Origin of the sequence: Varibaculum timonense (assembly GCF_027694345.1) — a bacterium.
GTDB lineage: Bacteria > Actinomycetota > Actinomycetes > Actinomycetales > Actinomycetaceae > Varibaculum > Varibaculum timonense_A.
In genome coordinates, this window is sequence record NZ_JAQEVU010000005.1 from 116042 (window position 1) to 139148 (window position 23107).

Here is a 23107-nt window from a genome sequence, read left to right on the forward strand (position 1 = left end):
CTCGCTCGCCGTTCCTGGTATCCGAGCCTTACCGGGCTAGGGCGGCTGAAATGTTGTCTTTATTTATATTTGATAGCAGTGTGCGGGTATCCCGAAGTTCTTGGGGTTTAGCTGCACCTGCTCTAGTTGCTAAGAGAATTGAATCCTGGGGTGCGACCTTTAAAACCCACTTGGGGTTGGATAGTAAATCGTCAATTAGCTTTACGGTCACCATTGTGTTGTCTGCAATCTCAGTGATTGTTTCATAGACCTCAGCGCTGGGGGCATTTGCTCCTAAACCAGCTACCCAAATGGTCTTGGTTGAATCCTCTTTTACTGACGATGCCAGTGATACCCCTAGGATAGAAACCTGCTGATTTCTCTTGACCTTACTCTTGTTAGGCCAAGAAACCAGGGAACCGCGAATCCCTAAGATGTCTACAAAATCGCGTCTAGTGCGTAATCGGGGATTAATGAACTCAATAAACATACCGACAATCAAACCGGCGCACAGTCCGAGAATAGCAAATAGGATAATACGCGAGATTGATAATCCTGACTTGTTTTCAGTAAGAACAGTTTCTGTGGGGGCAGTGGCCTGTTGATAGATATTCACTGACACCCCAGGGAATAATCCGGCGAGATCATTTTTTGTTTCCTCTAGAGCCCAATCGGTTGCTTCTTTTACTAGTTTTTGATTATCGCCAGTAACGTTGATGCTGAGGATAGGGACATTTACTGGTGTGCGGTAAAAAGAGTCAAGGTATGGAGGGGAACTAAAGGAAAGGCTTTCGGCATTAGTACCAAAGTGGGTAACTGCTCTTTTTGAAAGGTCTTGTTCGATAATTCCTTTTCCTGCCTTAATTACAAAACTGGAATAGTCGGTTGCATCATTGGATTCATTGTCTGAGGTTGTAACTTTAGTGGGAATCCCGAGGGCGGCGGACGAAGAGTAACTGCGGGAGAAAGAAGTGGCGGAGCCTCCGCTGGTAAATACCGGGACAGCTGTGAATAACAGGGCAAAAACAATACTTAGCCACCAATACTTTTGTATGGCTCCTTTGGCAGAAGAAATAACTGCGTTAGGCATAGAGGTCTCCTTGTGGTTTCTTAGCTGCGAGTAATTCTAGTGGTTTCGAGGAAAGCAGAGCAAGGTTTAGTGGGTGCGGCTTGGGGTTATTTTGAGGTGAAGTGCTCAGCTTTTCCCCTCGAGTCGAGTAATTAAGGCTAGAAGTCAGATAGGGGCGGCGTGAAGATAAAACCTCAGCGAGCAGATAAACGATAGCTACTAGCAGCCAGAACTGTATCGAAACGATGAAGGTTAGCCATCCCAAGGCAGAGTCACGTGGTATCCAGAAAATAGATTCCAAAGAGCACAATGCCACTAATCCGCTGATTCCTCCCCGGTCAAACATTCGGGGCATAGCTGCCAAAACAACTCCAAGTATTAGTGATCCGCAGATAACGCCGAGCCAGCTATAATCTACAAACAGTTCCAGTAAATAGGAAGAACCGTAGCCCTCGCCTCCTAGATAGTTCTGGTGTTGAAAAAAACTGAGCGCATGAGCAAAAGAATGAGACTCGGTGGCCATCGTCTGGCTGTTATTTCCGGGTAGGGAGGGTAAGCCGGAGAGTAGTCGCCCGTAGGAGTCACGGGTTAGAAAATCAATGAAGGGTCCGAAGGTGTAGTTGTTTTCAAAGGAAGCTGTCTTATATGCAGCGTAGTAACCATGGGAAAGTACCTCAAAGGAAACTCCCTGTTTGTCAAAAAAATCAACAATACTCTCAAGAAAATTTGCGGTTAAATTTACTTTTTGAGAACGAATGTAGTTAATAGAATTCAGTATGACGATAGCAACGGGAATACCGAAAATTAGTCCTCTTTTTTCAAAACGTCCTATCCAGGTATCTTTACTGTCGTGACGAGCTCGTAAAAAGAAGTAAAGCGTCGCAAAAAGAACTGAAAACATAAATCTGCCACGCAAGCCCACAAGAAGGGTGGGAATGTTTAGCAGTATATTTGAGCTTAGCGCTACATAGGCGTGTCGTTTACGCGGCATGGTGAGTAGATAAATGCAGAGCGCATAGTCAGTGAAGGTCGCTAAAGTGCGCACTGGTAAAGGGGCACTTTCTTTAAAGTACAGAAAATAATCAGTGTACGATTTATCTACGATGAAAGAGAGTTTTTCGTAACCAAGATAGGCGGAGGCTAACCAGCAGATTATAAAAATAGTCAGGGAAACTGCGGCCAGGGCGTGTAAGTTTAGATTCACATCCCGGTATTTTTCTAGCCATTCAACTCGGTTACCGGAAAGGAAGCGGTTTCGAATAAAAGCGAATCGAGAAATAGTTTCGCTTCGTGGTTGTCTGGTAAACAGAGCAAATAGAATTGCTCCCACCCCTAATGAAATTAGCGCTAGGAATAATATCCATAGAGAAAACTCAACTGCGGGGACACCGCCAATCCACCACTTTTTCCCTTGTAAAATACGCACAAAGGGGCGACCTAAAAGGAATAAGAAAAACGCAAGTAGAAAGAAAATAGTAACTATTTGTTCTCGCCAACGTGCGCAGCAGTAAACAATCAGGGCTGCCCAAATAGCCCAAATAGTCTTAAAGGAATTTTCCCAATCGACTCTTCCCCAGGTAAAAATAAAAGTAATAGCCGCAATAAAAGCTACGAATAATGCAGCAACGGCAATAATAGAGCGAACCGAGAAGAAGGTGGGAATAGAAATTCTGGTTGTACTATTAGATATTCGTGCCTGATTTGCCATTATCGCCACCGCGCATTTAGCTCATGACTTTGTCTGTCGTTTGGTGGAGGGGGAGTCATATAATCGTCGCCATATTCGACCCGTAGGAACTCGTCGTATCGACGGGGAATCGGGTACATGGCTTCTCCAAATTTTACATAAATAGTTTCTTTAAAAATAGATTTACGATGATTCCGGAACAAATTATCAGATGCGAAAACCGTGGTCGCCTTGTCGAATGAATTGAACCATTTGCTAAGGAGTTTTGAGGATGCTATTCCGAAACGTTGGTATCCGATTAATTTTGCTAGCGGTGTCAAGAGAGGGCGTGCTATTTTACCTTTCCAGGTGTGTTTTGGGCGATTTGATATCGTGGAAATCTGCATACAGACCAGAAGTAAGTAGACTATGCTCTTTTCAAGCGAATTTAAGAACCGGGAGTTTTTTTCCCCGTATAGGGGAAAAATATCAATCCAAACTCCCATATTGTTCACTTTGGCCGTGGATAAAGCTTCAGAGGTAACTGTGCGGGTGTCCACGACTTTCCCAAAAACTGTATAGGAATTGCAGTCAGTTTCGGGGCAGAGCAGTTCCCGGTTTTTGCCAATGGGAGAGGTGACCTTGTTGGCTTTGTAATATGCGAGCATTTTGTAATAGTCATTTGCGGGCATCCAAATGTCGATGTCATCATCCCAGGGAATCATGTCGCCATGGCGCACCGCTCCCAATAGCGACCCATAGGCAATCCAATAGCGCCAGTTGTGAGCTTTGCAGAAAGAAGCAAAGTCTGCGAGAATCTCAAACTCCAAATCCTTGACTTCCTGAGGGCTCAAAGCCTCGCCTGGTTTAGGGACTAACATTTCAAGCTACTTTCTGTCCGGCAGTCTTATTTCAGCAGCCAGGCTTTCATCGGGTGATAGACACGTTCTTCGACCGGGGGAATCGTTCTGTAGTCTCCGTACATCATTGTGAGCATAGTATCGTAGTTCGCGGGGGCAGGGTATTTGCGATTCCCCAAAACCAGAGGGATGGATTTTTGGAACAGCGCAATCGGGAATTCCCGTTCAGGGCGTGCGCTACAAAAGACACTTCGGGCTTTTTTAGTGGTAGGAAAGCAGAATTTTAACCATAGTTCTAGGGATTTAGCGAATGCCGCATACCCAATCCGCTTAGCGAATCTCCCGAAAATCGAGGCAACTAGCTGACCACGTTTCCCAATTCCGGGAAGTCTCTTCCAACAGGCAATTCGCATTAGTAAATAAAGGAAGTCAGAAACGGTAGTTGCGCCTTTTTGTATGAATTTCTGTTTATGAACTCCGTACAGAGGGAATATATCGACCCATAGTCCATTAAGACTGGGAATCGAATCGATATCTAAAATCTCTTCTTCTACCAGAGTATGGGTATCTATTACTTTTCCCCAACTAACGGGGCAGCGCGAGTCGATTGCGGAGCAAACAAAGCGGTATCGGTCATCAATAAAGCCGTTAGTTTCTTTTAGTAGCTCGATAAGTTGAAAATAATCATCCGCTAACATCACCACATCGATGTCGTCATCCCAGGGGATTAAATCTTTATGCCTTACTGCTCCCAGCAGACTTCCGTAGGCAAGCCACATTCGGATTTTATGTTTCCGGCAGTACTGCCAAAGTACCTGAAGAGTTTCTTTCTCGTGCGCCTTTATTTCTTCAAGTGATAATAGGCGCTCGGTGCTGTCACCAGAATCAAAACTCATTTCTACTCCGTTTTGCCCTACTTATATTAGAAACCATGGGAATGTATCTGTTAATAATACAAAACTAGCAGATAATAGGTTCTCCAGATTTAGGAAGATATTTACCCGGCCAGTTCAGATAAAAATCTTCTCCAGAGAGGAGCGATTTTCTGCATAGAAAATTTTTCCTTAACTAATCTCTGCCGCTTCGAAAACTCCTCTCGTAACTCTTGGCTAGCCATTAAATGCTGAAGGTTGCGCGCATAAAGGTGAGTATCAAAAGGTTTTACCAAGAAACCGTCCTGACCATCAGCAATGATTTCATTAGGACCGGTAACTACGTCAAAAGAGACGCAAGGTAAGGAAAAAGCGGTAGCTTCTAGGAGGAACATCGGCATTCCCTCCATATCCGAAGTGAGAGTTCCGATTGAATATTTCGGGAATTCTTCATAGAGATGCGCGGTTTTTCCCCGTAAAAATACCTGGTTTTCCAGGCCGTACTCACGAATTTTCTTTTCCAAAGCTTCGCGTTCCGCACCGTCACCAAAGATATCCCATTGCCAATCAGGGAAATTGGGGAAAATTTCTTTTGCAATCTCGGGAATCCGCAAGGGACCTTTCTCTGCTGAAAGCCTGCCTGCCCAAATAATTCTTTTTGCGCTGATATCTGCCTGCACGTCCTCGGGGTTAATCTCAGGATCAATCCAGTTTGTTATAACCGCTAACTTCCGCCGCGGCATTTTAAGAAACTTTTGATAATCCGCGGCGCTGCGCTTAGTAAGCACCACAGTCCGATCACACAGGCGGGCAGAAATCTTACGAATGGTAGTGATATCTTTTTGGCTTAGCTGCGCTGCCAGTGCCCCATGGTCATGAAACACAAACTTGCAGCGATTTCTGCCGCCAAATAAGCGGCTCCATAAAACCACCGGGGCGGCGATAATTCCCATATCAGTGGTTTGCAGGAGGCAAACGTCAATCTGGTTTTGTTTCAGATACTTTCGCAGGGGATTAAAAGATTGCACGATGGTTTTTCGAAGTCGCGGCATCGTGCCTTTGCCTAAATAGGAAACTGTAACCCTGGGGTCAATGGGGATAGAGGGGCCGCGTTTTTCCGGATAGCCATAGAGATTAACAATGTGAACCTCAAAGTCAGCGCATAAGGCATTAGCTACCAGTCCGATTACCCTTTGTGCGCCTCCGACATTACCGATATCCCATATCGCAAAGGCGATTCTAGGCTTCCCCAAGAGTGGTTCTCCTTTGTTTAGCCTGGACGAGTAGTTTATAAAGTGGCCAGCCAAAAAAGAGTGCTAGTGCCGCTATCTTGCGAGTGTAGTGAAAACCGGACATTTTTATAACTGCCCAGGTGTGCGCCCGTAAGTCCTTTATAAGCTGAGCTCTGATAGTGTTTTCGGCTGGCGAATGAACCTGTAACAAACGGTCAAGTACCACAAAGCGGGCAGAAATCCAGCGAAAAGTTGCAGCCTCTTTCACCTGAGGATAGGACTGCGCACAAATACGGTGAGCCAAATCCGCCGCTTTTATTAGATCCAGGGAGCTGAAGCTGAAGGGCTGGGTCGTAATCGAGCTTTCTCGATGTACATATACATACAGAGGTTCAAGGTTTACTGAAACCTCTCTGAAATGTCCTAAACCGTCAATCGTGAAAAAAGAATCCTCATAATAACGCCCTACCCGGAAGCGTAGCTTATCGAGGGCGGAACGCCGGTAAAGCCGATTACATACGGATCCCGGAGCGCGCCCTAATAAAGTAAGTTTAAAGAATTCTTCGTAGCTCAATGTCTCGCGTAGGGGACTGGTATTTACCCGGTCTTGGCTGCCGTAACGGTCTACTATCCCCACCACGGCTATCTCAATCGTAGCCTTGTTGAACTGTTGCAAAAGTGCAGCAATAAAATCTGGTAATACCAAATCATCGGAATCAATAAACGAAATGAATTCCCCAGCGGCTCGGGAGATTCCAATATTACGCGCAGCCGAAAGACCGGCATTTTTTTGGTGAACTACACGGACACGGGAATCTTCCTCAGCTAGCAAATCGCATAGTTCTCCAGAGTCATCCGTAGATCCATCGTCTACTAGAATAGCTTCCCAATTTTCATAGGACTGCGCCTGAATCGACGCTACACAACGCCGGAGATGGTTACCGGTGTTATAAACAGGTAGAATCAGGCTTACCAGGGGCTGCTCAGTGATAGCAGCATGGAGGGGGTTAGCATTTGCCATAACGATTAGATTTCCCAGCTAAATGCAGTTTTAAAGGTACTGCTGAGGTCGTTACCAAAAACCCGGTGGATTCCATCTACATCTCGTACTGGGGAATCTTCAAAAATGATTCTGCTTATTCTGGCGCAGAAGCTGTCTTTTTCCCACAGAGAGGCGGCTTTTTCAAAATCTAAGCGACCAGAACGAGAACTACCTACCAGGGTAAGTCCCTTTTCTAGTACCGTGCGGGTAGCTATCCCCACCGGATTCTCGGTAACTCCCATCAAGGTAAGGACGCCCTGCGGTTTTATAACTTCAACTATCTCATTGATAGCAGAGACAGAGCCTTCACCTCCGGCACATTCAAAAGCATAATCTACCGAGAAATTCTCGGGAAGATTACCGGCAAGATAGGTGGCATTTGCCATGCTGAAATAGTCGAGTTTAGGGGGATTAACCCCGATTGCTATTATCTCTAGCTCTGGATGAAGTTCTCGCAGCACCGAGGCGAGTATGTATCCGACTGACCCGTCTCCCCAGATTCCTACGGTGGTGCGACCAGTATCGGCAAACGCCTGCCAACGCGAAATTGCGTGGCACGCAACCGAAGTCATTTCGGTTTGGGAAGTAAGGGGGCTTGCCTGGGGAATCTGCACCAGTTGTCTGGCCGGCAAATCCACGATTTCGCGCATGAAACCATCGGCACCTGAGGATAAAAAAGTAAAGCCAGGCGCGTAGTTTTCGTAAATTCCTGCTATGGGTTTTCCGGGGATATTTGGAATCATAGCTACCGGGGTGCCCGCCCGGAAAGCACCAGAATCATCACGAACCACAACTCCGACAGCTTCGTGAATCAAAGCCATAGGGAATTTTTTTTCTAAAATAGCCTGAGGTCGTTTTCCCTGATAATAGCGTTGATCTGCGTGGCAAATAGACATATGGGTAGGACGTACCCACACTCGATTCTGGGCGCTTATCTCGTGAAATTTTACCGCTACAGTGCGCGGAGCAGTTACCTGGTAGGAAGCGGTAATCATACAGCTTCTCCTTGGGGACTGCTTTCCCCAGGTAGACGGTCAATGAGAGCTTGAGCTATGCGGTAATCCATCACTGTGGTTAGCTTGATGTTTTCGGGTGCGCCTGCCACTAAGGCTACGGGAATATCGGCTAGAACTAGTGCTTTGCAGGCATCCGGGATGCTAGCTTTTTCTTCTTCACAAAGGCGCGCATAAGCATCTTGGAGTAAGCCAATCTTAAAACTTTGCGGGGTCTGCCCCTGATATAGCTGGCTGCGATCGGGGATTTCTGCAATTAAGGCAGCATCTGTGGAATTAACTATAGTGTCGGTCGCGGGTATAACGGTATCGCAGGCGCCGTGCTCTTGAGCAGCGCGGATATTGGCGGTAATAATCGCCAGAGAAACAAAGGGGCGGACTGCGTCGTGGGTTACCACAACCGAGTCAGGGTTATCTCCGTGGTCTTTCTGAATGTGATTAAGGATGTTAGCAATTGTTCCGTTACGGTTTGAGCCACCAGTAACCACAGTTACTTTCTCACTCAGTCCCTCGCGGCTAAGAATATCCCTCGTGTAGTCAGTCCAGTCTTTATGTACGCCAACGTATATTGAATCGAACTCGGGAATAAGTAAAAACTTTTCAATGGTGTGGAGGATAACCGGCTTGTCGCCCAGTTCTAGGAACTGCTTCGGCATATTCGCCATTTTCATCCGCGAGCCGGTGCCGCCCGCCAAAATCGCCGCATGTATCATAAACGCTGTGCTTTCTGGTTGTTTAGAGGCTTACGTAATCCGAATTATAGCTGTTTGTGATTTTGGGAGCTGAACATTTGTCGAGTGGCGCTGGAGTTCATATTTATAGATAGGGCAATTCAGTTAAAAATCATCCTGAGGAAGTTCTATTTCTTCCCTCTGAAGGCTCTATAGGCGCCTTCAACTATTCCTTTCCAAGTGCCGATGCCGTAGGCGATATGGAGGGCGGGGAAAATCAAAGGCAGGGCGGCAGCTTTACTGGTGGGCGGATTCAGGGTTGGAAGCGATAGCGCACTTAAAGCCAGGTCGGCGGTTCCATAGCTGGCCGCTAGCAGCCGCAACGGTAGCTTAACTCCTCGTAGTCGCAGCGCGATTCCCAGGGCAATTGCCAATACAAAAGCACCAGGTACCAGATGGTAGACCTCGACACATCCGGGTTGTACGAACAGGGTTCGCCCTATCCAGTAGCCGTTATGGTATTTCTGTCTAATCATTGCAGAAAGTGAAGGGCGAATTACCTGTTCAGAATGGATTCTAGAATCAAAACGAATCTTGTATCCGGCCTTGCGAATGCGGTAGGAATAGTCGTTGTCCTCAGTGCGAGTGAGCTCCTCGTTAAAAGAACCCACTTTATCTATCACCGAGCGGCGGTATCCGGGGTGGAATACCGATTTTACGTACTGAGGTGCGTTAGCATCGGACTTTGATTCCCCTCGATATTTTGCAATTGAGGCTCCAAATAAAGATTCTTCGACCGTATGCAATACCCGTTGCCAGGCGGTGGCATTCTTGGGAGTGACAGTAGGTCGAGGTCCGCCGACCACGTCCTCTCCTTCATGCAGAACCGTTACCATTTGGCTCAAAAAATTATTTGGGATACGGGCGTGAGCATCTAGTCTGACTATTATCTCTCCGGTAGCAGAGTTAAGGAATAGATTAAATCCCTTAGGTAGGGTTTTACCGGGGTTAGGGAGCAGAGTAATGGATTCAAAGTCGGTTGCCTGCGCGGCAAAGTCCTTCATAATCCGGGGGGTAGCATCTTCAGAACTGCTATCTACCAGTACCACCTGGATAAGATGGTGTGGGTAGTCTTGAGCCTGGATACAGGAGAGCATATCGGGAAGATATTCCTCTTCGTTTAATGCAATAATCCCCACAGATATTTTCGGTTTTTTTACAGACTCCAAGTGATTCATACTATTTCCTGGGTAGGACGCCAATAGTTAGTGTGTCTATACTATCCTTGCTCACCGCATGGTTTGTCCAAAACACACTGCCCGGATAACAGAGTAAGAGAGTTGCGATTCGGTATCATTAGGGAATTAGAAACCGAACAAAGGCTACCGATAGATAGAAAGTTGGTCTCATGCAGGCACTTATTTTGGCGGCAGGAATGGGGTCTCGCCTTAAAGATCTCACTGCAGATAACACCAAGTGCATGGTGAAAGTCAATGGGGTAACTATGATTGAGCGGATGCTCAATCAGCTTGAAAATAAAGCTTTTTCCAAAATCATAATTGTGACCGGCTATGAGGGGCAGAAGCTAATCGATTTTATTGAAACTCTTGATATTTCTACTCCGATAGAGTTCATCAATAACCCGATTTATGACCAAACGAATAATATCTATTCACTTTGGCTAGCCAAGGACAAACTTCTTGAAGAAGATACGGTGCTACTAGAGTCAGACTTGATTTTTGAAGATAGCATCCTAGATGCCCTCCTTGACGATTCTCGTCCTACGTTGGCGCTGGTAGATAAATATGAGTCCTGGATGGATGGCACAGTCGTCAAACTAGATGAGGACGATAGTATTTCTGCTTTCGTCCCCGGCAAGAAATTTGTTTACCGCGATATTGATTCCTACTACAAGACTGTCAATATCTATAAGTTTTCCAAAGAGTTTTCTACCACGCATTATGTTCCGTTCCTAGATGCCTATACCCAGGCTCTAGGACGTAATGAATACTATGAGCAAGTCTTGCGGGTTATTACTTTACTAGATGATCCCGCGATAAAAGCTAAACGTCTAGATGGGCAGAAATGGTACGAAATCGATGACGTGCAAGATCTTGATATTGCGTCCTCGATATTCCATCCTGACACTGCTCAACGCAAGAAATTATTTGAATCCCGCTATGGCGGATATTGGCGTTACCCCAAGATGCTCGACTATTGCTATCTGGTAAATCCCTATTTCCCTCCCCAACGCATGAAGGACGAGATGCGAGCAAACTTTGATTCCCTGCTTGCTGACTATCCGTCCGGTATGGGAGTGAACTCTTTGCTTGCCGCCAAGAACTTTGCTTTACGCCCCGAACAAGTAGTGGTTGGGAATGGGGCAGCAGAGCTAATCAAATCTCTAATGGCGCAGCTGCCAATGCCTTACGGAGTGGTTAGACCCACCTTTGAAGAGTATCCCAATCGGTGCTCGCAAAAGCCGGTTGTATTCCAGGCAGATAACCCAGATTTTTCCTACACCGCAGATGACTTAATAGAGTTTTTCGGGAACAACGAACAGGGGAAAACAGACAGCGGGGAGCGGGTGAAAGCCCTGATTGTGATTAACCCTGACAATCCTTCGGGTAACTTCATCCCCCAGGCAGATGCGCTCCGCCTGGCAGATTGGGCGGAAGAAGAGGGGGTAACCCTAGTTCTCGACGAAAGTTTCATTGACTTTGCTGAAGGCCAAGACAATTCACTACTAAGCCAGGAAATTCTGGATTCCCATCCGCACTTATTCATCATGAAATCTATTTCCAAGAGTTACGGGGTTGCCGGCTTGCGTCTGGGAATTTTAGCAAGTTCGGATACGGCCGCTATCGCAAGTTTCAAGAAAGATGTTTCTATCTGGAACATTAACTCTTTTGCCGAGTTCTATCTGCAAATAGAAGAAAAATACCAGAAAGACTATGCAGCTGCCTTAGAGAAAATAAAAACGGTGAGGGCGAAGTTCGTAGAAGATCTGAACCAGCTGAGCTATCTGCGGGTAATCCCTTCACAAGCCAACTTTGTAACCGCGGAAGTGCTGGCTCCCCACAGCTCAAAGGAACTTACTATCTCCTGTCTTGAAAATGACTTAATCATAAAAGATTTATCTGAAAAAGAAGGTTTTGATGGCAAGCAGTACATTCGCTTAGCGGTTCGTTCCACCCAGGATAACGCCCGCTTACTGGAAGTATTACGTGCCATCCAAGATGCAAAACACTGAAATTAATTCAAGAATCTGCAGCTAAGAACGGGATATATGAAGCTCATCGGGCATAAAGAGATTGAAAAACTTAACCTGGATCCTGCTGTTATGTGGGATTGGGTTGATGATGCTTTAAGGCATAAGACTGAGATGCTTATGCCGGCAAAGATAAGCATTAATCCTGGTAAAGATTGTTTCTGGAACACTATGCCAATAGTGATGCCCAGTGTGGGGATTGCCGGGGTTAAGCTGGTAAATCGCTATCCCGATAGAAGCCCGGCGTTAGATGCCAAGATATTGCTTTATTCTACCGAAACTGGAAAACCTCTGGCTCTCATTGACGGCAATTACATAACTACTATGCGTACCGGAGCGGTGGCGGTTCATAGCGCTGACATACTAGCGGTTCCGGAGTATCAGTCAATCGCTATGGTTGGCTTAGGTAATACTGCTCGGGCTGCAATGCTAGTGCTTGCTCACAGGCATCCTGACCGAGAATTCGACGTCAGACTTGTTAAATATAAGAATCAGCATCATCTTTTCTCTGAGCGATTTAGCAGTTATCCAAATCTCCATTTTTCCTATTACGACTCGCTGGAGGAAGCGGCGGTTGGAGCGAAAGTAGTGTTTTCGGCGGTGACTGTTTTCCATGAAGATGTAGTATCCCCGGAGGTTTTCGAGCCTGGAACTACTCTAATTCCCATTCACACTCGGGGTTTTATGCAGGCGGATTTAGTTTTTGACCGGATATATGGTGATGAAACCAGCCAGATAGAACATTTCAAGTATTTTAATCAATTTCCCAATTTTGCTGAGGTAGCAGAGGTTTTAACCAAGAAAAAACCGGGAAGAACCAGCATGGAAGAGAGAATTCTGGTTTATAACATTGGAATTGTGGCTCATGACTTCTATTTCGCCAATAAGATTCTGCAACTCATTCCGGATTCGGCTCAGATAAATGTTAGCGAGCCAGCAGGAAAATTTTGGTTGTGAGGCTGTGGTAAATGGTGATTAGCGAGCACTGCCGGATTGCCAACTAACTCGTCCTTTTTGATTGTTCAAGGAGACTGATAGCTCATTTCCCCAGGTGTGCTGCTGGTTACGATAGTTGCTCTTTATTCGCGGGGGGGGGGGTAGCATATTTTGCGAGAATAAAAGGGGGAAATAGATGTTTTCAAAAGCAAAATATTTTTGCGTGAAATTTGTGACGGTTTTACTCTCTTCAATTCTGCTGATGCTTTCCGTCAATGGGGCAGCTTACGGCGAAGAACTGGAAAACACCGGAACAATAACTAACGAAGAATCAGACAGCAAAGCGGCTGATACGGTCGACTCCTATTCCCCTGAAAAGGATAAATCCACACGAGAAAGCTCTGCCGAAACATCGAATCCCGCTTCCTCTCCGACTAATGCAGACTCGGACACTTCGGTCAGCAGGCAAGAAGCTGCGAATCAACTTCCAGTGTTGTCTCGTCCACAAATTCTGGTATCCCATGTACTTTGGCGCGGTGAGTGGAGTAATGAAGTTAGAACCATGCAGTTGGGGTTGGCACATTACTATCCTGAATGTGTCGATTTCGCTCCCGATGGCGGGTTTGGTGGCAAAACTGAGGCCGCAGTCAAATGTGTACAACGCAAATTCGGGGTATATGCTGATGGAGGATTTGGGTACTATACGACCGCAAAGTTGCGCCAGGCGGGGATAACAGCTGCGATTGTTGGAAAAATCAACACTAAGTTTAACTTGGTTCCGGGACAGACTAACAGCGATTACGTGCGCAATTTACAAACTTGGATGATGATTAAGTATCCAAATGAATGCGGTATTACCTGGCCGGATAAGACTTTTGGGGCTGGCACGGCTAAATGTGTACGTAATATCCGAGAAAAGTTGGGTTTGCCAGAAAGTGAAATCGCAGACCGGGCTTTCGCGGACGCCATTCGTGAGGATTCATCTACAGACATTGTTATCAAAGATGCCCCAGAGCCAAGTCCCAACCACTGGACCAGTGCCACCATGTGGTCTGGTTCTCGCGTAGCCAGTGTGCTCGTCTTGCAGCAAGGATTAAATAAATACTTTCCACAATATGCCGGATTCTGGGCTGACGGAGTATATGGAGGGAAAACCACGGCAGCTGTGAAATCTTTCCAGAGGGCACATGGGATTACCCCAGACGGTGGTGTAGGGATGAAAACTGCTAAAGCCCTACGAGCAAAGGGGATTCCGGTCTGGGTTATCCCGTCTACCGACTTCATCAGTGTTATGGGTAATGGATCTTGGAATCACAAAGTTGAAGTAGTGCAAACGGCTCTTACCCATCTGTATCCCTCATACTGTAGCTTCACACCAGACGGAGGATACGGAAAACTTACAGAGCAGTGCGTTAAAAACTTCCAGAGAGCCAATGGTATTTACCCAGATGGCAAAGTCGGGATGCGCAGTATCAAAGCGCTCCGGTCTAAGGGAATGTATTTTAACTACCTTGGCTCCGGGGATGCTCAACTAGACGCCACCCTAGAATCCATAGTTGCGCGGTATGGTTCCTTATCCAGTGCCTATGCGTATGTGGTGAATAACTATCATTATATTGGTGCTCATGGGAAGTCCCATCCTAGCGGCAGTAACTGGGATATCCGATACGCCAAGGAATTTTTTGCCAACGGCGGGGGTAACTGTTACAGCTTTGCTGCTGGTTACAAATGGATAGCTAAGGCGCTAGGGTATTCGCAGGCAACTATCCGCCTGGGATATGTTGCCAACGCACGCGCCCCCCATGGTTGGAATGAAATCAAAATCGGTGGAACCACCTATATTTTCGATACCGACGAAGATATGGCTTACAAGCGTTCTAAAGGAGGCTGGGCGTTTTACTACAAGACCTACTGGAACGCTCCTATCTACTATTGGGATGCCAATAAGAGAGCTCTTAACTAGTGGTTTTTAGTACGGTTCTTTTCATTTCTTTCTTCTTACCGTCTGTTTTTATCCTCACCGCGATAATCCCCTCGGTAAGGGCAAAGAACGCAGTACTGATACTTGCGAGTTTGCTGTTTTATTCCTACGGCGAACCGATTTATGTACTGTTAATGCTGGTGTCTTGCCTAGCGAACTGGGCTTTAGCCTTAGCCTTGGATACCGGTAAAGAAGGCAGCCTACCAACCAGACGCAATATCGTTTTAACGCTGGCGCTCGTCCTTAACCTAGGGATGTTAGGGTTCTTCAAATATACAGGGATGTTAGTACAAACCGCAGATTCCGTGCTGGGTCTCAACCTAAAAATCGGGGAAATATCTCTACCGATTGGGATATCTTTCTATACTTTTCAGGCACTCTCTTACGTAATAGATGTCTATCGTAAGAGAATTTCCGCTGCTCGTGATCCTTTCGTGGTCATGCTTTATATTTCTTTCTTCCCGCAACTTATAGCGGGACCAATCGTGCGCTACCGCCATATCGAAAAACAGATAGCACATCGCGAAATCACCCTTAACGGGGTAGCTTGCGGTTTACGTAGATTCATAGTTGGACTAAGCAAAAAAGTGATTATCGCTGACACTTTGGCAGTAGTGGTAGACGGGATTTATGGAAGCCAAAGTGGACAAGTAGATGTTTATGCTGCCTGGCTAGCAGCTATCTGTTACGCCCTCCAGATTTACTTCGATTTTTCCGGCTATTCGGATATGGCAATTGGGATGGCCGCAATGTTCGGCTTCCAATTCCAAGAAAACTTCACCTACCCCTATATTTCGCGCTCGATGCAAGAATTTTGGCGGCGTTGGCACATCTCGCTATCCACTTGGTTTTTGGAGTATCTCTATATTCCTCTAGGAGGAAACCGTAAAGGCACAACCCGGACGGTTATAAACAAATTCACGGTTTTTCTGCTTTGCGGTCTTTGGCACGGCGCTGCTTGGACTTTTGTAGTGTGGGGACTAATCCACGGGATATTTTTGATGCTCGAGGAAATCCTGCCCGTCAAGAAACTTCCAACTTGGATTGGACATTTCTACACGATGTTCATCGTGGTGACATCGTTTGTAATCTTCAGAGCTGATAGCTTTTCCCAAGCTTTGCATCTCTATGCCGCCATGGTTGGGTTAAAAACTGATTCCACGGTGAGAGCCGGTTCTTTAGCACTGTCATACCTAGATCCGTGGACTGTAACCATTTTCTGCATCGCTTTAATCGCAATGCTCCCAGTTACTCAAATCTTGGCTCCAAAAGCGCCCTTTTGGGAAAAACTAGGGGTTACTAATCCCTCCTCGACCTATAGCCCGGCAGTAGTAGATACCAGGATATGGAGCTTCGCCCTAACGCTGCTACTGCTAGTAGCTAATCTGCTAATCCTGGCTGCCGGTGGCTATCATCCCTTCATTTATTTCAGGTTTTAGGAGGTGCTGGCAGTAGAAATGAATGAAAAACGCGATTTATCCGAAGCAAAGAATACCCCGCTAACAGAAAAAATGAACAAACACCTCATGCGTATTTTCGTGACTGTAACTTTATGCCTGATGCTGATTCCAGCGGTATCACACCTGTTCCCGGTAGAAAAATGGCAAGAACCCTCGCAAGCCTCAAAACTAACTTCGCCCTCATTAACAGCATCTTCCGGAGGGCTAAACATCAACTATTTGCGGGATAGTGGAACTTATCTCGAAAAAACTTTCCCTTTTCGAGGAAAACTGATTGGAACTGCTGCCGCCCTCAAACGTGGGCTGTTCTCGTCCTCGATAACCAACCAGGTTGTTATAGGTAAAGATGGTTACCTGTTTTACCGGGATACCCTTGATGACTACCTGGGATTTAATCGGCTATCCTCCCGCGGGATAGACAATGCTGCCACTAATCTAAAGATTCTTTCTGAACAGGCTGAAGAACGCGGAATCAAATTTACGGTAGCTTTAGCGCCAAATAAGAACACCCTTTACGGCAACTATATGCCAAATCGATATTTAGCAGCAGATTTTGAGCATTCTAATTTGAACCGTTTGCAGAGGCGATTAGGTGATTTAGGGGTTCCCTATGTTGATTTCACCAAAAAACTAAAAAGCAGCAAAGAGGTTCTCTATCAGAAAGCAGACACTCATTGGAATTTCAAGGGTGCGTGCGTTGCTGCCGACCAGCTACTCGAACATTTGCAAGTAGATAACCTCGCCAAGAATCCAGATTGGAAACTAGGGGCGGGATTCGTCGGTGATATAGAGAAAATGCAGAATCCGACCTCTACTTTGACAGAACCGAACTGGCGAGCTGAAGGAATAAACGACCTAGAGCAATTCCAAGGTGATCTCTGGGAATATGCAGACGATAACCCCGATGCGACAGCGGATTTAGTTCAAACAACGGGACAAGGTGAAAAGAATCTGTTTATGTTCCGGGACTCTTTCGGTAACTCGCTAGTGCCGGTACTTTCTCCCAGTTTTGCCGCTGCCCAGTATTCAAAGCTGATTCCCTACGATATTACCTATGCGTTTTCCCAAGAGCCAGAAGTGTTAGTTGTAGAACGAGCCGAAAGATTAATCCCTTTTTTCGCCACCGAGCCTCCAGCTCTCGCGAGCCCCGCAACTAATCTCAATGCCTATGAACTGGTGGATAGTACCGATAAAGAGAAAGTCAAGCTAGAGAAGAATGGGATATTCAAAGTAATCGATGGAACTATTCCCGCCGCGCACCGCCAAGGTGATGTTGAAGTATTTGCCAGAATCACGACCGCAAAAAATGAATCACAGGATACACAGATACGAGATTACCAAGGCTACAGAAAATCAATTACAAACAGGAACCAGCAAATAGTTAATGACTATGGGTATCGATTCTATATACCGCAATCAGATATTACTGCGAACACCCGTATAGAAATATATGCAGCCAGTAAGGCATTCGGTGTGCAAGTAAGAAAAATAGGTGAAATACAGGAGAACGGTAATTAGCTAAGTGAAACCAAGTGGGCTTCCTTAAGCTCCCTTTACATTATTTATAAATGAAATGCGTATCTCGAAGAATAGGAAAGGTAAGAAACAGTGTCTGCTCTTCAAAATATGGTGAAAAAAGTTATTCTGCTCTTGAGTGCCTTAGGTCTAATGCTTGCTTTTAGCGGATGCTCCGCGAGTGACGCTAGTAAGCAAAAAGCCCCAGAAAAGGTTACCAATATAGCTATTGGTGCAGATGGGGTAGATGCTACTCAGGTATCACTCACCAATAATACGGGCAAAAGTATTAAAGAAGTGTCGATTAAAAAAACAGGTGACGAAGCGTTCTCTAAGCTAGCCTTTACAAAAGGTACAGAATTTAAAGATAAAGAGATGGCGACTCTTTACGTTCCTGCCGAATATGTGAAAGCTCCCGCAGACGAGGTCGAAAAAGATGGTGATCCAGATGCTGCGAAAGTAAACCATAGACCGCTTATCGATTTATTGCTTAATGCATCTGAAGAAGAAAAATATGAAGTTAATCAGCTCCCGATTGAAACCTTGAAAACTTTAAGTAAGACAGAACTTAGGTTTGATACGGATTTAAAATTAATCTATTTCGCAGGCGAGACTAAAGATGGCGAAAAGTTCGACACTCTCGAATCTCAAAAAGCTCTAAAAGCTGCCGCCGAAAAGGCGGAGGCTGAAAAGCAGGAAACAGATGAAACAGACAAAGCTGCCAGCGAACAAGAAGCATCTAAAAAAACTGAATCAGGGAAGAAAGTAACAGAAAAATCTACCACCCAGAAGGCTCCTAAAACCACTCGTACTCAAAAACAGAAAGCACCAGCTAATAAGCAAAAAGCAAAACCAGCCGGAAAAAAATCTCAAAGTAGTAATATCAAGCAGGAATCTAACCCCTGTAAAGGTGAAGGCGATCCCGGATGGCGATAGCCAGAATCAGCGACGCCAGATAAGGTTTTGCTGGTTAAGACAGTAGACTGCTTTTTTTAGGGCGCGACGGTCGATTTTTCCGCTTGGCAATAAGGGGAAGTCAGGAAGAATGGCCGCCGCCCTTGGCAAATGCGAAGCCGGCAAGCGCCCGCGCAAAGCGGCACGTAGTTTTTGTCCCAGGTACGCCGGATTTAAGTCTCCAATGCTTAAATCTGCCGCATTTATCTCATCTATCCCATTTATCCCACTCGAAGGCAAATCTCCCGAGCTTAACTCTCCCGGATTTAACTCACTTGAACCTACGTCTTTCGGATTTACTCCGGCGAAGTTTAGCTTTGCTGAAACCGGAGATTTCGGATTCAGCATTGGGGAAGATGCTTCATAGCCCCTCAACCTTTGCCGGGAAAAAACTGCACACAACACCTCGCCCCACTCCTCATCAGGCAGACCGCACAACTCTATCCCCGAAAAACCGAACTTCTCAGATGCTTCCTTTACTAGGGGAAGTGAAACATTGACACCCCCACAAATAATAGTGTCGTCTATCCTCCCTAATACCTCTAGGAGGGCAGAAGAAATATCATCAATGATTAGCGGGGCAGTTCGCTGGGCATAATCCTCGGAGCCTATCTCCTGATTTTGCCCCACATCGTTGCCCTTTTCGCGAAGTTCCAGCCCAATAGGCGCACTTTCTGGAGATGGCAGCGGGAATGCTAGCGATGTGCCCTTATTCCTGCCAGCGCTGGAGCCAGCAGCGTTTTCGGTAATACTGCCCCCATGCTCGTCCTTAACAACAATCCGTCCCCAATCATTCGTTCTAAGCCAGCGCTCCCCGTTAAACACCTGGATTTCACGGTCGCATTCTTCCTCTAAATATCCACTCATCAACCCAGGAGTGCAAAGCCAAACCCTCCCCGCATTAACCGCAACTTTCACCCCCGGCAGCGGCACTCCGTCATAAACGCATCCGCCACAGGTTTCAGTCATGCCGTAGGTGGTTACCAGATTTAACCCTTTCCCGCGTCCCTCAGCCAGCAGAGCTGGGGAAATGCGTGCTCCTCCCACCAGGATTGCAGCGCATAAACGTAAAGCTGAAACCGCTTCCTGATTGGCGAGGGCGCGACGCAGCTGAGTGGGTACTAACGACAAATAAAGTGGCAAGGCGGGGGAGGGGGATAGTGAGGAAGTAAGTTCCCTGGCCCGCAGCAGAGCATCCGTAAGACGTGAGACCTTAAACCCGCCGGTCATGTCGATAGTTAGTGCTTCGCTACCGCTGGCAAAGGCGCGAGCAATCACTTGAAAACCGGCAATATGATCGCGGGGGAGAGCCGAAATCCAAATCCCGTCTGTACCCAGGCGCTCGCAAGTTGCCTGGTGGGAGGCTTCCAGGGCGGAGAGTGAAAGTCCGACTAAGCGTCCTCCGGGTTTAGTTGAACCTGAAGTTGAAAGCAGGAAAACTACCTCTTTAGGCAATCGTTTTAGCCTTAAAGCCTGTTGGCGTGCCCAAATAGGGGTGAGACGTTCAGCGCGGACGGGAAAGAATATCGGCTGGTAGTTCTCTAAAATCTGTAAGGCGGCAATAAGGTCTTTATGTTTGCTGTCCTGAGAGGTTTCCATATTGACCGGTGCTGCCGGTGCTGAGGGTTTTTCGGCTCGCAACCTGGTTTCTAGAGCGGTGAAAAATAACGCGTCGTGCTCTGGGTTATCGGATACTGGCAGGAAAATCAGGGGGCGAGGCGCGGTATCTTCTGTGGGCTGTCCTGGAGAGTTTTCCCTATTTGGTTTCGGCTGCAGCCAGATAGTTTGCGGAGCGTGTTCGGTTTTCTCAAGATGGTAGCTTCCTGCGCTGATGCTATCTGCAGAAGCTAAAATTTCGCATGCTTGCCTGGCTGTTGTGCTAGGTGGGGGAACAACGCGCAAATCCGACCTCCGATAGTAGGCGCTATCGTTAAGCTTATCGCGCCGGTGGGCAGTAGCTGTGGCTGCTGGGATTGGAGGGCAGTTATGTCTGGTTAGGGAGGGTGGTTTTGTATAGGGAGGGTGGTTTTGTGGCGTTAGTGGTGGATTTTTCGCCCTCCCGGTTGCGGGTCGGCATTACATTTCTGCCCTCCCGAGACGTAATCGCCCTCCCAGTTCAGGTGCAAACCCCCTTTTTAAGGTCTTAACTGCAAATCGGGAGGGTGGTTATGTATAGGGAGGGTGGTTTTGTGGCGTAAGTGGTGGTATTTCCGCCTTCCCGTGACGTTTCCACCCTCCGCAGACAGTATCGTCCTCCCAGTTCGCTTGTAAACCCTCTTTTTTAGGTCTTAACTACAAATCGTGAGGGCGGTTCTGCACAAGGCGGGCGATTTTACATAGGGAGGGCGGTTTTGCATAAGGAGGGTGGTTTTACTTAGGGAGGGCGATTCTGTGCCATTAGCGCTGACATTTCCGCCCTCCACAGACATAGTCACCCTCCCGGTTCGCACACAAACCCTCTTTTTTAGGTCTTAACTACAAATCGTGAGGGTGGTTTTGTATAGGGAGGGTGGTTTTGCGGCGTAAGTGGTGGATTTTTCGCCCTCCTGTGACGTTTCCGCCCTCCGCAGACAGTATCGCCCTCCTGGTTTTAGGTCGGCGTGACGTTTCTGCCCTCCCGAGACGTAATCGCCCTCCCAGTTCGCTTGTAAACCCTCTTTTTTAGGTCTTAACTGCAAGTCGGGAGGGTGGTTTTGTATAGGGAGGGTGGTTTTGTGGCGTTAGTGGTGGATTTTTCGCCCTCCCGGTTGCGGGTCGGCATTACATTTCTGCCCTCCCGAGACGTAATCGCCCTCCCAGTTCGCTTGTAAACCCCCTTTTTTAGGTCTTTACTGCAAATCGGGAGGGCGGTTTTGCATGGGGAGGGTGGTTTTGTGGCGTTAGTGGTGGATTTTCCGCCCTCCCGTGACGTTTTCGCCCTCCGCAGACAGTATCGCCCTCCCGGTTCGCGTGCAAACCCTCTTTTTTAGGTCTTAACTGCAAATCGGGAGGGTGTTTTTGTATAGGGAGGGTGGTTATGTGGCGTTAGTGGTGGATTTTTCGCCCTCCCGGTTGCGGGTCGGCATTACATTTCTGCCCTCCCGAGACGTAATCGCCCTCCCAGTTCGCGTCCAAACCCTCTTTTTTAGGTCTTAACTACAAATCGTGAGGGTGGTTTTGTATAGGGAGGGTGATTTTGCACAGGGAGGGGAGGAAAAACTTCCTGCCTTATGAGGGCGAGTGCAGAAAGGAAATGATGTCGCTTTGCGGGGTAGTGGCTAAGGAGGAAACTTAGGTAAGAGCGACCTCGCGATAAGGTAAAGCTATGAGCCAGCTAGCAAATATATCTGACACTTTCGACGCGCAGCGATGGATTCCGGTTCCCGGATTTGAAAACTTAACTGACCTCACCTTTCATCGCGCAGTAGTGAAAAGCAGAGGCATGAACGGTTTAGCAGCTGCCGAAGATGCCCCAGTTTCAACTCCCGCCCCCTCCTCCTCAATATCGACCTCGCCCTCGCCCTCAACATCATTCCCAACTCCATCCTCGCCCTCGCCCTCCCCCTCGTCCTTATCCCCATCCTTGCCGGGTGAAACTACCTCCCACCCGGTCAAATCAAGTAGAAACCCAAAACCCTACAAGCCCGGGCGTGAACGCTACCAGCTAACCAACCTGGAAGCTACCGAACTGGCTGATTGCGGGGAAAATGGCGCTAAACTTCCGGTTTTGCGCATTGCCTTTGACCGACCACAAGTGCGCAACGCTTTTCGTCCCCACACCGTAGATGAACTGCTGGCGTGTCTGGAATATGCCCGTAGTGCCGCCGATGTGGCAGCCGTAATCCTCACCGGGAACGGTCCTAGCGATTCCGACGGGGGGTACAGTTTTTGTTCCGGTGGTGACCAGCGGATTCGTGACCGCGGCGGGTATAGATATGAACAGGCAGGTGCCGACCCGGACGCGGAAGTTTCCCAGCGCCGGCAAAATCTAGATTTAGCGCGTACCGGACGCCTACATATTCTAGAGGTACAGCGGATAATCCGGGCAATGCCGAAACCGGTGATTGCGGCAGTTCCCGGATGGGCAGCCGGGGGTGGACATTCCCTGGTGGTGGTGTGTGACCTGGCGTTGGCCAGCCAAGAATATGCTCGTTTCAAACAAACCGATGCCAATGTCGGCTCCTTCGATGCCGGATATGGCTCGGCACTGCTGGCGCGGCAAGTAGGTGACAAGCGGGCAAGGCAAATCTTTTACTTGGCAAACACCTATGATGCGCGGCAAGCCGAAGAATGGGGGGTAATCAACGCGGCAGTACCTCATCAGGAACTAGAAGCCGTAGCGCTAGAATGGGCACTAACTGTCGCCCGGAAATCTCCCCAGGCTATCCGGATGTTGAAATATGCGTTTAACCTGGCAGACGATGGGTTATTAGGGCAGCAACTCTTTGCGGGAGAAGCTACCAGATTAGCCTACGGCACCGATGAAGCCGAAGAGGGGCGCACCGCATTCTTGGAACATCGGGAGCCTGACTGGTCAGCATTCCCCTATTACTATTAGATTTATAAGAGAAAAGTAAAATAACCGGAAACATTAAGCTCAAAAAGCT

General features: G+C 47.3%; 17 protein-coding genes. 7 read left to right on the forward strand and 10 right to left on the reverse strand.

The window, feature by feature from the left end; genetic code table 11:
* Positions 1-28 precede the first annotated feature (28 nt).
* The 9 genes from PG728_RS05585 to PG728_RS05625 all read right to left on the reverse strand — a co-directional run bounded on the left by PG728_RS05585 (position 29) and on the right by PG728_RS05625 (position 9642).
* A complete protein-coding gene (locus tag PG728_RS05585) occupies positions 29-1069 on the reverse strand; it encodes a YveK family protein (RefSeq protein WP_270626247.1) in 1041 nt (346 codons plus the stop codon).
* A complete protein-coding gene (locus PG728_RS05590) occupies positions 1062-2756 on the reverse strand; it encodes an O-antigen polysaccharide polymerase Wzy family protein (protein WP_270626248.1) in 1695 nt (564 codons plus the stop codon). Before PG728_RS05590 ends, PG728_RS05585 begins: the two co-directional genes overlap by 8 nt.
* Positions 2756-3595 carry a LicD family protein gene (locus tag PG728_RS05595; RefSeq protein ID WP_270626249.1) on the reverse strand — a complete coding sequence of 280 codons (840 nt, stop codon included), beginning with the start codon at positions 3593-3595 and terminating at the stop codon, positions 2756-2758. Before PG728_RS05595 ends, PG728_RS05590 begins: the two co-directional genes overlap by 1 nt.
* Positions 3596-3621: 26 nt before the next feature.
* Complete coding sequence (locus tag PG728_RS05600) at positions 3622-4470, reverse strand: LicD family protein (RefSeq protein WP_270626251.1); 849 nt, start codon at positions 4468-4470, stop codon at positions 3622-3624.
* 101 nt (positions 4471-4571) lie between these two features.
* Positions 4572-5699 (reverse strand): glycosyltransferase family 4 protein, encoded by a 1128-nt coding sequence (locus PG728_RS05605; protein WP_270626253.1) that lies wholly within the window; start codon positions 5697-5699, stop codon positions 4572-4574.
* A complete protein-coding gene (locus PG728_RS05610; protein WP_270626254.1) occupies positions 5686-6699 on the reverse strand; it encodes a glycosyltransferase family 2 protein in 1014 nt (337 codons plus the stop codon). The genes PG728_RS05605 and PG728_RS05610 overlap by 14 nt, the downstream gene beginning before the upstream one ends.
* A gap of 5 nt (positions 6700-6704) precedes the next feature.
* Positions 6705-7715: an alcohol dehydrogenase catalytic domain-containing protein gene (locus PG728_RS05615; RefSeq protein WP_270626255.1), complete on the reverse strand. Its 1011-nt coding sequence runs from the start codon at positions 7713-7715 to the stop codon at positions 6705-6707.
* Complete coding sequence (locus PG728_RS05620) at positions 7712-8446, reverse strand: IspD/TarI family cytidylyltransferase (protein WP_270626256.1); 735 nt, start codon at positions 8444-8446, stop codon at positions 7712-7714. Before PG728_RS05620 ends, PG728_RS05615 begins: the two co-directional genes overlap by 4 nt.
* 146 nt (positions 8447-8592) lie before the next feature.
* Positions 8593-9642: a glycosyltransferase family 2 protein gene (locus tag PG728_RS05625; protein ID WP_270626257.1), complete on the reverse strand. Its 1050-nt coding sequence runs from the start codon at positions 9640-9642 to the stop codon at positions 8593-8595.
* A gap of 170 nt (positions 9643-9812) precedes the next feature.
* On the opposite strand from PG728_RS05625, the gene PG728_RS05630 reads away from it, so the two are divergent.
* From PG728_RS05630 to PG728_RS05655, 6 genes are all read left to right on the forward strand, one after another.
* Positions 9813-11657 carry an aminotransferase class I/II-fold pyridoxal phosphate-dependent enzyme gene (locus tag PG728_RS05630; RefSeq protein WP_270626258.1) on the forward strand — a complete coding sequence of 615 codons (1845 nt, stop codon included), beginning with the start codon at positions 9813-9815 and terminating at the stop codon, positions 11655-11657.
* Between the two features lie 36 nt (positions 11658-11693).
* Entirely contained in the window at positions 11694-12632 is a 939-nt protein-coding gene (locus PG728_RS05635) for a hypothetical protein (protein ID WP_270626259.1), read from the forward strand.
* Positions 12633-12834: 202 nt separating this feature from the next.
* Complete coding sequence (locus PG728_RS05640; protein WP_270626260.1) at positions 12835-14574, forward strand: peptidoglycan-binding domain-containing protein; 1740 nt, start codon at positions 12835-12837, stop codon at positions 14572-14574.
* Positions 14574-16031: an MBOAT family O-acyltransferase gene (locus PG728_RS05645; protein WP_270626262.1), complete on the forward strand. Its 1458-nt coding sequence runs from the start codon at positions 14574-14576 to the stop codon at positions 16029-16031. The genes PG728_RS05640 and PG728_RS05645 overlap by 1 nt, the downstream gene beginning before the upstream one ends.
* Positions 16032-16049: 18 nt before the next feature.
* Positions 16050-17570, forward strand: coding sequence for an alginate O-acetyltransferase AlgX-related protein (locus tag PG728_RS05650; RefSeq protein ID WP_270626263.1), 1521 nt, complete (start codon positions 16050-16052; stop codon positions 17568-17570).
* Between the two features lie 90 nt (positions 17571-17660).
* A complete protein-coding gene (locus PG728_RS05655) occupies positions 17661-18503 on the forward strand; it encodes a hypothetical protein (protein WP_270626265.1) in 843 nt (280 codons plus the stop codon).
* Positions 18504-18509: 6 nt separating this feature from the next.
* Here PG728_RS05655 and PG728_RS05660 read toward each other — a convergent pair whose 3' ends face one another.
* Positions 18510-20423, reverse strand: a complete 1914-nt coding sequence (locus tag PG728_RS05660; protein ID WP_270626266.1) for an AMP-binding protein — start codon at positions 20421-20423, stop codon at positions 18510-18512.
* A 1402-nt stretch (positions 20424-21825) separates the two neighbouring features.
* Here PG728_RS05660 and PG728_RS05665 point away from each other — a divergent pair.
* Positions 21826-23058: a 1,4-dihydroxy-2-naphthoyl-CoA synthase gene (locus PG728_RS05665; protein ID WP_270626268.1), complete on the forward strand. Its 1233-nt coding sequence runs from the start codon at positions 21826-21828 to the stop codon at positions 23056-23058.
* Positions 23059-23107: the final 49 nt, after the last annotated feature.

Excerpts from the sequence above, each read along its gene's own strand:
- PG728_RS05590 (WP_270626248.1), bottom strand. The coding sequence starts at position 2,756 with ATGGCAAATCAGGCACGAATATCTAATAGTACAACCAGAATTTCTATT.
- PG728_RS05620 (WP_270626256.1), bottom strand. The coding sequence starts at position 8,446 with ATGATACATGCGGCGATTTTGGCGGGCGGCACCGGCTCGCGGATGAAA.
- PG728_RS05585 (WP_270626247.1), bottom strand. The coding sequence starts at position 1,069 with ATGCCTAACGCAGTTATTTCTTCTGCCAAAGGAGCCATACAAAAGTAT.
- PG728_RS05630 (WP_270626258.1), top strand. The coding sequence starts at position 9,813 with ATGCAGGCACTTATTTTGGCGGCAGGAATGGGGTCTCGCCTTAAAGAT.
- PG728_RS05595 (WP_270626249.1), bottom strand. The coding sequence starts at position 3,595 with ATGTTAGTCCCTAAACCAGGCGAGGCTTTGAGCCCTCAGGAAGTCAAG.
- PG728_RS05615 (WP_270626255.1), bottom strand. The coding sequence starts at position 7,715 with ATGATTACCGCTTCCTACCAGGTAACTGCTCCGCGCACTGTAGCGGTA.
- PG728_RS05610 (WP_270626254.1), bottom strand. The coding sequence starts at position 6,699 with ATGGCAAATGCTAACCCCCTCCATGCTGCTATCACTGAGCAGCCCCTG.
- PG728_RS05600 (WP_270626251.1), bottom strand. The coding sequence starts at position 4,470 with ATGAGTTTTGATTCTGGTGACAGCACCGAGCGCCTATTATCACTTGAA.
- PG728_RS05665 (WP_270626268.1), top strand. The coding sequence starts at position 21,826 with ATGAGCCAGCTAGCAAATATATCTGACACTTTCGACGCGCAGCGATGG.
- PG728_RS05650 (WP_270626263.1), top strand. The coding sequence starts at position 16,050 with ATGAATGAAAAACGCGATTTATCCGAAGCAAAGAATACCCCGCTAACA.
- PG728_RS05635 (WP_270626259.1), top strand. The coding sequence starts at position 11,694 with ATGAAGCTCATCGGGCATAAAGAGATTGAAAAACTTAACCTGGATCCT.
- PG728_RS05625 (WP_270626257.1), bottom strand. The coding sequence starts at position 9,642 with ATGAATCACTTGGAGTCTGTAAAAAAACCGAAAATATCTGTGGGGATT.